Below are 12,703 nucleotides of genomic sequence, written 5' to 3'. Positions count from 1 at the left end.
TTTAAGGCCATTATCGTATTTTCAGAGAAGAAAGTCCCACCAGCACCAAAATCATGGTGATAATCCAGAAACGTACCACTACCTGCGTCTCTTTCCAGCCTTTCTGCTCAAAATGATGGTGAATCGGTGCCATCAGAAAAATACGTTTACGCCGTAATTTATATGAACCTACCTGTAGCATCACTGACAAAGCTTCTACAACAAATAAGCCGCCCATAATCACCAGCACAATTTCCTGACGCACTATCACCGCTATCGTACCCAAGGCGGCACCCAGAGCCAATGCACCGACATCTCCCATAAATACCTGTGCTGGATAAGCATTAAACCATAGGAAACCCAGACACGAACCACAAATGGCTGCACCAAATATCATGACTTCATTGGCGCCGGGCACATGAGGCAACTGCAAATAATGTGCAAATTCTGCATGTCCACTCACATAGGCAAAAATAGACAAGCCCGCAGCCACCAGCACTACTGGAAAAGCCGCCAACCCATCCAAACCATCCGTCAAATTAACCGCATTGGATGTGCCAACAATCACAAAGTAAGTCAGCACCACAAAGCCTATACCACCTAAAGGATAAGCAATTTCCTTGAAAAACGGCACAATAAACGTAGTTGTTGAACTTAAATGCGCAGCATAAAACAGCACCACTCCAGCAATTAGCGCTACGGTAGATTGCCATATCATCTTGAATTTGGCCGATACACCATGCGGGTCTTTGTAAACGACCTTTTTCCAGTCATCATAAAAGCCCAGCGCTCCGGTACTGAGCATTACTAGCAACAGCACCCAAATATAAGGATTAGCCAGATTGGCCCATAATAATGTTGTAACCGTAATTGCCAATAAAATCAGCGTTCCGCCCATTGTGGGAGTACCGCTTTTAATTAGATGGGTTTTGGGTCCATCATCTCGAACGGCCTGTCCGACCTTGAGTTGAGTTAATTTGCGGATCATCCATGGCCCAAATGCAAGACTTAGTCCCATAGACGTAAGCGCAGCCATTACAGCACGGAAAGTAGTGTATTGAAATAAATGAAAACCACTTATCCAATAATGAAAAAGTTCAGCTAACCACAAAAGCATGGTTGTTTTTCCTTGCCACAGCTCAGGCCATGACGGTTAATCAAATAATCACTGCTGACGGAAATAATTGTTCCGACAACCTAAACCGGTAACGAAAGCATCAAACAATCAAACCGGCAATCAATGGTTACCGCATTTTATTCTTGCGTTAAAGCCGCAACCACATCTTCCATGTGCATAAAACGTGAACCTTTCACCAGAATAGTCGCCGTTTGCTGATCCCAGGCGCGTAAATCCTCAATAAGCCGGTTTCTGTCCTGATAAAACGCTTCTTTAGCGCCATAAGCTTCGGCAGCATATTGACTGTTATCACCGATAAAAAACGCAGCCTCAATACCTCGTTCACGCATGTAGGCACCAACTTCAGCATGCAAAGCAGGAGCATTATTGCCAAGCTCACCGATGGCACCCATAACAATGACCCGTGGTGCCGGAAAAGCTGCCAGTACATCAATCGCAGCCTTGAATGCATCAGGATTGGCATTATAAGTGTCATCAATAACCAGCGCACCATTCAAACTGTGCTTCTGCTGCAAGCGGCCTTTGGCGTTTTGAAATGCATTCAGTCCATGCAAAGCTGACAAAGGTAAACCTGCTGCCAGCGCCATCGCGCAGGCTGCTACCGCATTGTGTACCATATGCAATCCGGGCACCGGTATATTTATATGTGTCTCACCTTGCGGGCTATGCAGGTCAAAAGCAATGCCTAATGGCTGCAAAACAATATTTTCAGCATGCACATCACCCAGCTTTGTACCAAAGCGAACACATCTTTTACCATGCAAAGCTTTGATATAAAGCTCAGACTGTCCGTCATCAGTCGGAACAAAGCCAATCCCATTAGCATTTAAACCTTGGTAGATTTCACTTTTAGCACATGCAATATCGGCCACATCTGCAAAACCGCAGCCAATGTGAGCACGCAAAGCATTATTAACCAGAGCAAAATCTGGACGCGCCAAACCAGTTAAATAACTCAATTCGCCGGCATGATTCATGCCCATCTCAATTACGGCGTAGCGATGCTGCAGCTTTAATTGCAGCAATGTTAATGGCAATCCTATGTGGTTATTAAAATTACCAGCAGTTGCCAAAATCGCATCTTTACCCGCGTGGCAACGCAGAATAGTAGCCAGCATTTCCTTTACAGTAGTTTTGCCAGCCGAACCAGTCACACCGAAAACCTGTAATTGAGGATTAACAACCATACGCCATGCATGAGCCAGCTGGCCTAAAGCCTGTTGTGTATCAGCCACCACTAAACAACGTGCATTAGTTTTCCAGTCAGAGCAGCTGACAATGCACAACGCTGCTCCTTTTGCCAGCACTTCATCAATAAAATCATGGCCATCAAAGTGTTCTCCCTGAATGGCCACAAACACATCTCCCTGCTGAATCAGGCGACTATCGATAATCACCCTATTTACCGGCTGGTTATGGCTCGGTAATACCTGTCCAAAAGTTTGATAAATAAAATTTAGATCTAAATTCGACATGTTATTTCAATATATGCATTTCAGCAGCCACGCTGCTGTAAAGCTGCCTGCGCTACTTCAAAATCAGAAAAATGATGCTTGTGGCCACCGATATCCTGATAGGTTTCATGCCCCTTACCAGCAATTAGTACAATATCGCCTATGGCAGCATGCTTTACCGCATAATCAATTGCCTTGCTGCGGTCGGCTTCCACCAATGCCGGTTCAGCCACTGCCGGTAAAATATCATTGATAATCGCCTCTGGATTTTCTGTACGCGGATTATCACTGGTTACCACCACATAATCTGCTCCTACTGCTGCAGCCGCGCCCATTAGTGGTCTTTTACCTGCGTCACGATCACCGCCACAGCCGAATACACACCATAAATGTGAACCTGCCGGTTTAATTTCTTGTAAGGTAGCCAATGCCTTTTCCAACGCATCTGGCGTATGTGCATAATCCACCACTACTAATGGCTGTTTATCGCCCATCAAGCAATCCATTCGTCCGGTAGCTGGCCGAATATGCGGCCAGACCGCAAGTACATCTGCGAAAGCAAAACCGTTGGCACATAATACCCCGACACAGGCTGCCAGATTCTGTGCATTGAAACGCCCGAGTAAATGGGTATGCACAAGACCTTCTCCCCAGGGGGTGCTTAATTGTACTTGCATACCATTAGCTGAGGCCTGAAAGTGAGCAATGTGAATATCTGCTTGTGCATGAAAACCATAAGCCAGTACAGTTAACTGCGAACAATCACGATGCAATTGCTGCCATAACTGAAAGCCGAATTCATCATCAATATTAATAATGGCGTGTTTTAGACCCTGCCAGTAGAAAAGTGAAGTTTTACAAGCACCGTAATTCTGCATGCTATGATGATAATCAAGATGATCACGGGTTAGATTAGTAAAGACAGCGCTGGTAAAAGGCACACCCACTACACGATCTTGATCCAAGCCATGACTGGATACTTCCATGGCCACTGCAGAGGCATTTTCTTGTACAAAGCGGCGCAACCAAGTCTGATTGGTTACCGCGTCCATGGTAGTATTGACAGTATCATGTAGCTGCTGCCAATACCCATTGCCTACCGTACCCATAATGGCACATTTCTTACCCAGAATATCTGATGCCTGCGCCAGCCATTGGGATACCGAGGTTTTACCATTGGTACCGGTCACCCCCCAGATAGCTAGTTTGCTGCCCGGATTATCATAGCAGGCAGCTGCTACCAGACCGGCACGCTGGTCTAAATTTGCTACCGGCTCATTTTTTACTTTCCAGCTTTCCTGCCACTGAAAATGGCCATCATCGTCCCAGAAAACAAATTCTGCCCCATTATCGATAGCAGACTGAATAAAATTGCGACCATCGGAATACTCTCCCTGACAAGCCACAAACACATCGCCTGGCTGAACCTGTCGACTGTCCGCACGCAAGTTTCTTCCTGCAACTATCGCGTGTGTTTCAGCCGATAAATGATACTCAGGCAAAGGCTTTTTCAGGGAAAACATAATACTGCCGTTTCAAATATTTTTATTTATAAATAGAAAACAATCTGTGATGACACAGATTGTCTAAAGATTAATGTTTTTCAGTGTGCGCACTTGTCTTAACTGGTCTTGTGGGTGAAACTCCAAGCACATTCAATGTGCCGACCATCACATCATGGAATACCGGACCGGAAACCGGACCACCATAATAGCCATTGGCAGTAGGATTCTGGATATTTACTGCTACAATTACTCGCGGATTGTCTGCCGGTGCAAAACCAATGAATGTAGCCATGTGCTTGGAATCTGAGTAATGACCATCAACAAGCATACGTGCAGTACCAGTTTTAGCTGCAACATCATAGCCATCAATCGCACCTTGCAGACCGGTACCACCTGGTTGGGTAACGGCAATCATCATATGCCGTACTTCCTGCGCCGTTTTCGGCTGGATGATGCGCTCACCCTGCGGTGCTTTGTCCAGTTTCAGAAAACTTACCGGCAATAGTACCCCATCATTAGTAAATATGGTGTATGCACGTGCCAACTGGAGCAAACTCATCTGAATGCCGTATCCAAAAGACATGGTTGCCTGCTCAATAGGGCGCCAGCTATGCCAGTCGCGCACGACCCCTGGTGTTTCACCGGGAAAACCAGAATGCATGCGATGGCCAAAACCGATAGAAGTATACATGTTGTACATTTCTTCCGGCGTAAACATAGCAGAAATTTTACTTGTACCTACATTAGACGACTTCTGAATAATGCCGCGGACATCTAGGTAAGGGTAATTATGTGTATCCCGCACTGTGGCCGGACCAATTTTATACGGTAGAGTATTGAAACCGCTGCTAGGTCTGATTTTACCGCTGTCCAGCCCTTTAGCAATGGTAAACGGTTTCATCGCACTGCCCGGCTCAATCATATCGGTTACCGCACGGTTACGGCGGGCATCACTCTCTGTGGCTCCAGGATTGTTAGGGTCATATCCCGGTGAATTTACCAGTGCAAGAATTTCCCCTGTTTTACCATCCAGTACCACTACCGAACCCGCTGAAGCTTGATGGAATTGCATTGCTTTATTTAAAGACTCATAAGCAATAGACTGAATACGCTGATCAACGGACAGTACCATATTGGTACCATTTCTGGGCGGCTGGTTACGTGGTGAATCCAGACTGTCAACTATGTTGCCTTTGTTATCGCGTAATACCACTTTAGCACCGTCTACACCGTGCAGAACACTTTCGCGGGACAGCTCCAAGCCTTCCTGTCCTTTGCCGTCAATATTAGTGAAACCAATAATATGGGAAAAAATCGGCCCCATAGGATAATGACGCTTACTTTCATGTTGAAATGCCAGGCCTTTTATATTAAGCGCAGCAACTTTTTCGGCAACTTCTGGTGGCAGCTGACGTTTCAGATAGATAAAGTCTTTATTACGGCTGAGACGGCTTTTAATCGTTGCCAATGGCACATCTATCAAAGCTGACAATTGCTGTAGTTGCGCATCGGTCGGCATTTGCTCCATGGCTGAAGGCACTGCATACAAAGAATCAGCCGGCGCACTGATAGCCAGTGCCGCGCCATTACGGTCAGTAATTGTGCCGCGTGTGGCCACCAATGGCAGAGTACGCACAAATCTCTGGTCGCCTTGTTCTTTTAAAAATTCGTGTTTTTCAGTCTGTAAATACACACCGCGTCCGATTAGCATGGCGAAGGCCACAGCCAGAGCACCCAGCACCAATACTATTCTTCCGTTCGTGGTCACAGGTTTTACCTGCTGCACTTCGCGGGTCAGCATGCGTGGCTTATAATCGTTTTTAATTAACATAGTAGTTTGTTCCACTGCTGGATAGTGCTGCCAGTTAGCAGCGTTTCCATTAATCTGTGACCTTTTATTTCATCATTTAACAGGCCGCGGAGCAGCCAGCATCCGTGTCTCGGCCAATGATGGTGAATGCAGATTCTGGCGTGCTGAAGCGTCCTGAATCAGCTGATGATTGGATAGCCGCGCCTGTGCCAATTTCAGCCGGCTGAAATCTTCATTTAAAAGATTCTCCCCTTTTTGAGCCTTATCCAACGCTATAAAAAACTGGCGCGAACGATCTTGTACTGTTACAACAGCAAAAGCTGAAGCCAGTACTAATATCAGCAAAATAATGTTGATTTTATTCATAGCCAATCAACCATAAATCTTTTCCATCAACTACGTTCTGCTACACGCAATACTGCCGAACGGGCGCGTGGATTAGCTGCAATTTCAGCAGCAGCAGGCTTCTGCGCTTTACCAATTAGACGTAGCGGAGGCTGTTCACGCTCCGCTTCCTTAAGCACAGCCCAGCGTGGCAGAGGCGCTGGCCGACTATTTTGTTGCATAAAATGTTTTACAATTCTATCTTCAAGTGAATGGAATGAAATCACTGCCAGCCGGCCGCCAGTATTCAGGCTTTCCAGTGCCTGTGGCAGCACCCCGCTTATTTCTTCCAGTTCACGGTTAATAAAGATGCGAATGGCCTGGAAGGTACGTGTGGCCGGATCCTGTCCGCGCTCACGAGTACGGACGACTTGTGCAACGAGACGCGCCAGCTGGCCGGTTGTGGTAATTGACTTCTCTTCTCTCTGTGCCACAATTGCCCGTGCAATCTGGCGACTAAACCGTTCTTCACCATAATTTTTAATTACCTCGTGTATCGCCTGCTCCCCAGCCACCTCCAGCCATTCTGCAGCCGATTGCCCGCGTGTGGTATCCATGCGCATATCCAACGGTGCATCGAAGCGAAAGCTAAAACCTCTCTCTGCTTCATCAATTTGCGGGGATGAAATTCCCAAATCAAACAGCGCTCCGTTGATCTTGTCGATACCCAACTGCTTCAGTGAGCTGTTTAACGCTGAAAAGCCTTCATGTACTACCTGTACCCGATTATCCAGCTGTGCCAGCTGCCTCGCCACAACTATTGCCTGTGGATCCTTGTCAAACACCACCAGCCTACCATCATTTCCCAGCTGCGACAGTATCTGGCGCGAATGGCCGCCACGGCCAAAAGTTCCGTCAACATAGACACCGTTAGGTTTCACATGTAAAGCAGCAACTGCTTCATTCAGCAGCACTGTTATGTGGCCGCCATTACTCATTGATTTATTCATAATTGCAGCTGGGTCTTGCCCAGCTCTGCTGCCAGCATGTCTTCATCCATATCCAATGCGGCATTATTTTGTTCTTCCCACAGTGCCCTACCCCATACTTCGATGCGATTAGCACGACCTACTACATATACTTCACGCTCAAAATTCACCAACCGACGCAGATGCGCCGGCAACAATACTCTGCCTGCACTATCCAGCTCCATAGTATCTGCATTATGCAAGAGCAAATTCTGATAAGCCTGCAATACCCTGTTACCCGCCACTGGTAGCTGCAAGAGCTGCGCCTCTACACTTCGCCATGATGATTCAGGATAAAGTAATAAATGTGTGCGCTTTTCAAGCGTAGCCACCAGTACTGGAGTGAAATGACGCGCCAGCAAGTCGCGAAACTTAGCTGGTATTGCCAGTCGCCCTTTGCTGTCTATACTTAATTCATACGCGCCGCCAAACATTATTAGCTCCAGTTGAGTGATTCGGGATTATCCCCCACTTTGCCACACCTTTACACACTTATTCACACTATAAGTCAATTTTGCTTGCAGGGTCAATGCAATCAAGTCAAATTTTAGCCACTCAGAAAAACCACTATTTAATGAAAAAATCATCTAATTCAATACATTAATTAACTATTCTTCTAAGCCATAACCATTGTGCCGTTTAGGCATATTGATGCAAGACAGCACAGGCTGAAGGGAGCGTTTATAATGCTCTTCTGTTTACATATTCACCATATAACCTATGGATAATTTACCTATCCCGGATAAACTTGCTGCGGCTAACTCAGCAACACTCACTTCGTTAATTCAGCAAAAAATCAACCAGCAGGGTGGTTGGCTTTCTTTTGCTGATTACATGCAGATGGCACTGTACACACCGGCTTATGGTTATTACACCGGTGGTGCACAGAAATTTGGACAAGATGGCGATTTTATTACTGCTCCTATACTGACTCCGCTTTTTGGTCATACACTAGCACAGCAATTAAATGCATTATTGCCACAAACGGCTGGCAATATTTACGAATTTGGAGCTGGTACTGGCCAGCTAGCTACATCTGTACTGACTGCATTAGATAGTGGACAACTTAAGCATTACTACATCATCGAACTATCCGCCGAGCTGGCCGAGCGTCAGCGCACATATATTCGGACCCATATCCCTGATTTGGCCGATAAAGTTGTTCATTTAAGCTGTTTACCGGCACAGTTTGACGGCATTTTGCTCGGTAATGAGGTATTAGATGCCATGCCGGTACCGATATATCAGCGTGTGGGAAATCAAATAGAAGAAATGGGCGTGAGCTGGCAGGATAACCGTTTGTGCTGGTCTCTTCAGCCCGTCAAAAATCAGCAGATAAAGCAACAGGTAATGGAAACTTTTCCTGTCACTAGCGAAATGTATCAGTCTGAACTGCATCCGCAACAACATGCTTTTGTGACCACTCTGGCGCAGAAACTGCACCGTGGCGCCATGATTTGGATAGATTATGGTTTCGATGCGGCGCAGTATTACCATCCGCAGCGACGGCAAGGCACTTTAATCGGCCATTATCGCCATCACACCATCCATGATCCTTTTTATTATCCCGGCCTAACTGATCTAACCGCGCATGTTAATTTCACCCGCATAGCCGATGCTGGGGTAGAAAATAAGCTCGATTTAATTGGCTATACCACTCAGACAACTTTTCTGCTGAATCTAGGTATTACCGAACTTTTAGCACAAACAGGCCTGCCGGATGAAACAGCGTATATAAAGGCAGCAGCGGCCTGTCATACCCTTCTTGATACACAGGAAATGGGCGAATTATTTAAAGTGATTGCTTTTGGAAAAAATATTGATGTTGACTGGCTGGGTTTTAGATATGGCGATCTGTGCCATAAATTATAGCAATAAATAATTTAAGCATTCTTAGCCAGCACGAATTGGAAAGATACTGTATTAGGAAAAATTTTCAAATTATATCAATCATTTAAATTATAACTCCGATAAAAAAGATACATTAATTAATAAGCTGTGATTTTTATAACTATTTATAAACTGGATTTTAACCTTATCTAAATATGGCTACAGACAAACAGTTCCAGAAAATCACGCTCATGTAGGAACTTAAAAAAAGGAAAACATAATGTCAATCTTGTTATCCCCTATTACCATTGGACAATTGTCACTGAAAAACCGCGTTGTTATGGCACCAATGTGCATGTATGAAGTTAAAAAAGAAGATGGCATTGTCACGCCGTTTCATTTTGCTCATTATGGGGCACGAGCCATTTCTAATGTAGGCCTGATTATGATTGAGGCCACTGCTGTACAGCCTGAAGGACGTATCACCAAACATGATTTAGGTTTGTGGGATGATAAGCAGACTGAAAAATTCACTTATTTGGTGGATTCGTTACATTATCTGGGCAGTAAAGTTGGTGTACAGTTGGCTCATGCCGGACGCAAAGCCGAAGACGCACTCCAGCCACTTGCACCCAGTGCCATTGCCTTTAATTCTAGCTCCAAAATCCCAAAAGCGATTACTCAGGACGAAATCAAACAAATCCGTTCTGACTTTATTGCATCAGCTCGGCGAGCACAGCAAGCAGGCGTAGATGTGATTGAAATTCATGCCGCACATGGTTATCTAATCAGTGAATTTCTATCACCATTGAGTAATCATCGCAGCGATGACTATGGTGGTTCTTTAGCCAATAGATATCGTTTATTGCATGAAATTGTTACCGATATCCGTGCGCATTTTTCTGGTTCACTATGGGTACGTCTGTCTTTATCAGACTACGACCAAAGTGGTCAGCAAAACACAATTGCCGACTGGCAGCAAATAGGCCAGTGGTTAGAACGTGACGGCATTGATGTAATTGATGTATCTACCGGTGGCGTAATGGATTACGCTCCTGATTTACCTTTACACGGCGGCTATCAAACACCGTTTACTACCGCTATGAAGCAAGTTGTTGGAATTCCAGTGGCAACAGTGGGCTTACTGGATAGTCCGGATTTAGCAGAATATATATTGCAAACCAAACAGGCCGACTTGATTATGGAGGGAAGGGTATTGCTCCGCAATACAAACTGGTTGGCTGATGCTGCTCAGAAACTTCACGACCACAACTTCAAGCCTTTTAATGATTCTTATCAGCGTGGACAACTGAAATAAATGTTCACTTGTAGCAGAACGCACAGGCCAGACCATTATTCGGTTTGGCCCGTATACTAATTAATATTTATTCTGTTTCTGTAGCCACGTGCACCGATTGTGGTTGCAGACAAGCCAAATACTGTGGCTGTATTTTTACAAGAAATCCGCGTTTGCCGCCATTTATATAAATCAGTGGCAAAGCATAGATACTCTCTTCAACATATATCGGTAAACCCGCCTTATTACCAAAAGGACTGGTACCACCTACCAGATATCCAGTCCATTTACTGGCCTGCTGGGGACTGGCCGGTTCGATATGTTTCATGCCGAGCTCTCGTGCCAGCTGACGTGTAGAAATATGCCGGTCACCATGCATCAGTACAATCAGTCCCTGTTTCTGCTCATTTTGCAGAACAATGGTTTTAATTACTGCATGCTCATCTACACTAAGCGCCAAAGCAGATTGTGCTGTCCCTCCATGCTCAACGTAAGCATACTCCATTGGTTCATATGGTATCTGATGGTCGCGCAGAAAACGAATTGCAGGCGTGACTGGAAATTTACTTTTACTCATCCGTACACCTCATCCTTTCAGACCAAAATAACTGTGCTAACATCATTTATTTACCTTCATCAGGAACCTGTATATGAGTATCAAATTTTACCAGAGCGGTGACCGCCTTGCTGAAGCCACCATTGCCAATGGTCTGATATTTCTGGCCGGACAAGTACCCACGAATGAAGAAGCAGACATCACCGCCCAGACTGCCAACGTACTGGCACAGATTGACAGTATCCTTGCCGCCTGTGGCAGCGACAAACAACATATATGTGAAGCCGTAATCTACTTGAGTGATTTACAGGATTATGCAGGTATGAATCAAGCGTGGGATAAATGGGTGACTCCTGGCCACACGCCGGCACGAGCCTGTGTGCAGGCTGCACTGGCCAATCCGCAATGGAAAGTAGAAATCAAAATTACTGCCGTACAAAAATAAATAAACAGCCATCAAGCTGATGTTATATCGGCTTGATGGCTAGAATATTACATACATTATATTTAACTGCGGTAATCCGCATTAATGGCCACATACTCTTTAGATAAATCACAAGTATAAATCTTCGCTTGAGCTTCACCACGAGCCAAATCAATTGTTACCGTTATTTCGTCCTGTGCCATAACTTGTTGTCCGGCTTCTTCAGTGTAGCTTGAGGCGCGCCCACCTTTTTCGGCTACCAATACATCACCTAAATACACTTTAATAGCGCTAACATCAAGGTCAGTAATACCGGCATAACCAATGGCACACAAGATACGACCAAGATTAGGATCACTGGCGTAAAAGGCTGTTTTTACCAGCGGTGAACGGGCTACTGCATAACCCACCTGACGGGCTTCAGCCTCCGTTAACGCATTACGCACATCAATAGTAATAAATTTGGATGCACCCTCACCATCACGTACGATAGCCTGCGCCAGCTCCAGTGCCACATCAGCCAGTACCGTTTTAATTGCAGCATAATCCTTGCTGGCTTCAGAGTCGATCCGACCAAGTTCAGTTTTTCCGGTAGCTACCACCACAAAACTATCATTAGTAGAAGTATCTCCATCTACCGTTATGGCATTAAAAGAAGTATTTGCTACTTCAGCCACCATCTGCTGCAACAATGGCTGAGCGATATCAGCATCGGTAAACACAAATCCCAGCATTGTAGCCATGTTCGGATGAATCATGCCCGAACCTTTGGCAATACCGGTGAAATGTACCTTATGTCCATCTATAGAGACTGTACGGCTGGCCATTTTGGGAACGGTATCGGTGGTCATAATCGCCGCTGCTGCCTGCGGCCAGTGTACTACTTTCACTTTAGGTAGTGCCGCCACGATCCTGTCTACCGGCAATGGTTCTAAAATCACGCCAGTTGAAAACGGCAGCACTTGTGCTGCTGCACAGCCAATTTGTTGAGCCACTTTTTCACAGATAAATTCAGCATCGGCCAAACCTTGCCGGCCAGTGCCTGCATTGGCATTACCCGTATTAATCACCAGCGCACGCACACCTGTATCCGTAGCCAGATGCTGCTTAGCAATTTGTACCGGTGCGGCACAGAAACGGTTTTGAGTGAAAACAGCGCCGATGCTGTTGACGCCATTCAGTACTATCAGAGTTAAATCATCATGCTCGGGCTTTTTAACACCCGCTTGTCCCACAAAGACCTGTACACCATCAATGGCTAGAACCTGCCTATCATTTGGCACGGCCAGATTAACAGCCATAGCTATCCTCCTTTATTTCGAATATACCAGCTTATTGTTGTTCCCTTAGTAAATTAT

12 protein-coding genes are annotated in these 12,703 nt (G+C 45.5%); 3 read left to right on the top strand and 9 right to left on the bottom strand.

Going from position 1 to position 12,703, the window contains the following annotated elements; translation table 11 throughout:
* Positions 1–10: 10 nt before the first annotated feature.
* The 7 genes from mraY to mraZ all read right to left on the bottom strand — a co-directional run bounded on the left by mraY (position 11) and on the right by mraZ (position 7,672).
* A complete protein-coding gene (mraY, locus tag ACQP6D_RS04635; protein WP_100140389.1) occupies positions 11–1,096 on the bottom strand; it encodes a phospho-N-acetylmuramoyl-pentapeptide-transferase in 1,086 nt (361 codons plus the stop codon).
* A 137-nt stretch (positions 1,097–1,233) separates the two neighbouring features.
* Entirely contained in the window at positions 1,234–2,592 is a 1,359-nt protein-coding gene (locus ACQP6D_RS04630; protein ID WP_427857567.1) for a UDP-N-acetylmuramoyl-tripeptide--D-alanyl-D-alanine ligase, read from the bottom strand.
* 20 nt (positions 2,593–2,612) lie between these two features.
* Positions 2,613–4,094 carry a UDP-N-acetylmuramoyl-L-alanyl-D-glutamate--2,6-diaminopimelate ligase gene (locus ACQP6D_RS04625; protein WP_427857566.1) on the bottom strand — a complete coding sequence of 494 codons (1,482 nt, stop codon included), beginning with the start codon at positions 4,092–4,094 and terminating at the stop codon, positions 2,613–2,615.
* A 70-nt stretch (positions 4,095–4,164) separates the two neighbouring features.
* Positions 4,165–5,907 carry a peptidoglycan D,D-transpeptidase FtsI family protein gene (locus tag ACQP6D_RS04620; RefSeq protein WP_427857565.1) on the bottom strand — a complete coding sequence of 581 codons (1,743 nt, stop codon included), beginning with the start codon at positions 5,905–5,907 and terminating at the stop codon, positions 4,165–4,167.
* A gap of 72 nt (positions 5,908–5,979) precedes the next feature.
* Positions 5,980–6,252, bottom strand: coding sequence for a cell division protein FtsL (gene ftsL / locus ACQP6D_RS04615; RefSeq protein ID WP_427857564.1), 273 nt, complete (start codon positions 6,250–6,252; stop codon positions 5,980–5,982).
* 26 nt (positions 6,253–6,278) lie between these two features.
* Positions 6,279–7,220: a 16S rRNA (cytosine(1402)-N(4))-methyltransferase RsmH gene (rsmH, locus tag ACQP6D_RS04610; RefSeq protein WP_427857563.1), complete on the bottom strand. Its 942-nt coding sequence runs from the start codon at positions 7,218–7,220 to the stop codon at positions 6,279–6,281.
* Positions 7,217–7,672 carry a division/cell wall cluster transcriptional repressor MraZ gene (gene mraZ, locus ACQP6D_RS04605; RefSeq protein WP_037404983.1) on the bottom strand — a complete coding sequence of 152 codons (456 nt, stop codon included), beginning with the start codon at positions 7,670–7,672 and terminating at the stop codon, positions 7,217–7,219. Before mraZ ends, rsmH begins: the two co-directional genes overlap by 4 nt.
* 286 nt (positions 7,673–7,958) lie before the next feature.
* Here mraZ and ACQP6D_RS04600 point away from each other — a divergent pair, with 286 nt between their 5' ends.
* Both ACQP6D_RS04600 and ACQP6D_RS04595 read left to right on the top strand, forming a co-directional pair.
* Positions 7,959–9,110, top strand: a complete 1,152-nt coding sequence (locus ACQP6D_RS04600) for a class I SAM-dependent methyltransferase (RefSeq protein ID WP_427857562.1) — start codon at positions 7,959–7,961, stop codon at positions 9,108–9,110.
* 238 nt (positions 9,111–9,348) lie between these two features.
* On the top strand, positions 9,349–10,386 hold the full coding sequence (locus tag ACQP6D_RS04595; RefSeq protein ID WP_427857561.1) for an oxidoreductase: 1,038 nt from the start codon (positions 9,349–9,351) through the stop codon (positions 10,384–10,386).
* A gap of 67 nt (positions 10,387–10,453) precedes the next feature.
* On the opposite strand, the gene ybaK is transcribed toward ACQP6D_RS04595, so the two are convergent.
* Positions 10,454–10,942 carry a Cys-tRNA(Pro) deacylase gene (gene ybaK / locus ACQP6D_RS04590; RefSeq protein WP_367432543.1) on the bottom strand — a complete coding sequence of 163 codons (489 nt, stop codon included), beginning with the start codon at positions 10,940–10,942 and terminating at the stop codon, positions 10,454–10,456.
* 73 nt (positions 10,943–11,015) lie between these two features.
* Between ybaK and ACQP6D_RS04585 the strand changes: the two genes are divergently transcribed.
* Positions 11,016–11,366: a RidA family protein gene (locus ACQP6D_RS04585; protein ID WP_100140399.1), complete on the top strand. Its 351-nt coding sequence runs from the start codon at positions 11,016–11,018 to the stop codon at positions 11,364–11,366.
* Positions 11,367–11,428: 62 nt separating this feature from the next.
* Here the strand turns inward: ACQP6D_RS04585 and argJ are convergent, their stop codons facing one another.
* Positions 11,429–12,646: a bifunctional glutamate N-acetyltransferase/amino-acid acetyltransferase ArgJ gene (argJ, locus tag ACQP6D_RS04580; protein WP_427857560.1), complete on the bottom strand. Its 1,218-nt coding sequence runs from the start codon at positions 12,644–12,646 to the stop codon at positions 11,429–11,431.
* Positions 12,647–12,703 lie beyond the last annotated feature (57 nt).

It is taken from the genome of Snodgrassella sp. CS2, assembly GCF_050310315.1.
In the GTDB taxonomy this organism is placed as follows: domain Bacteria; phylum Pseudomonadota; class Gammaproteobacteria; order Burkholderiales; family Neisseriaceae; genus Snodgrassella; species Snodgrassella alvi_E.
Note: the sequence above shows the minus strand (reverse complement) of the source record. Positions and strands in the feature narration are given on the sequence as shown.

Bases quoted from the DNA above. Each gene is read 5' to 3' on its own strand.
- mraY (WP_100140389.1), bottom strand. From the start codon at position 1,096: ATGCTTTTGTGGTTAGCTGAACTTTTTCATTATTGGATAAGTGGTTTT.
- ACQP6D_RS04630 (WP_427857567.1), bottom strand. From the start codon at position 2,592: ATGTCGAATTTAGATCTAAATTTTATTTATCAAACTTTTGGACAGGTA.
- ACQP6D_RS04625 (WP_427857566.1), bottom strand. From the start codon at position 4,094: ATGTTTTCCCTGAAAAAGCCTTTGCCTGAGTATCATTTATCGGCTGAA.
- ACQP6D_RS04620 (WP_427857565.1), bottom strand. From the start codon at position 5,907: ATGTTAATTAAAAACGATTATAAGCCACGCATGCTGACCCGCGAAGTG.
- ftsL (WP_427857564.1), bottom strand. From the start codon at position 6,252: ATGAATAAAATCAACATTATTTTGCTGATATTAGTACTGGCTTCAGCT.
- rsmH (WP_427857563.1), bottom strand. From the start codon at position 7,220: ATGAATAAATCAATGAGTAATGGCGGCCACATAACAGTGCTGCTGAAT.
- mraZ (WP_037404983.1), bottom strand. From the start codon at position 7,672: ATGTTTGGCGGCGCGTATGAATTAAGTATAGACAGCAAAGGGCGACTG.
- ACQP6D_RS04600 (WP_427857562.1), top strand. From the start codon at position 7,959: ATGGATAATTTACCTATCCCGGATAAACTTGCTGCGGCTAACTCAGCA.
- ACQP6D_RS04595 (WP_427857561.1), top strand. From the start codon at position 9,349: ATGTCAATCTTGTTATCCCCTATTACCATTGGACAATTGTCACTGAAA.
- ybaK (WP_367432543.1), bottom strand. From the start codon at position 10,942: ATGAGTAAAAGTAAATTTCCAGTCACGCCTGCAATTCGTTTTCTGCGC.
- ACQP6D_RS04585 (WP_100140399.1), top strand. From the start codon at position 11,016: ATGAGTATCAAATTTTACCAGAGCGGTGACCGCCTTGCTGAAGCCACC.
- argJ (WP_427857560.1), bottom strand. From the start codon at position 12,646: ATGGCTGTTAATCTGGCCGTGCCAAATGATAGGCAGGTTCTAGCCATT.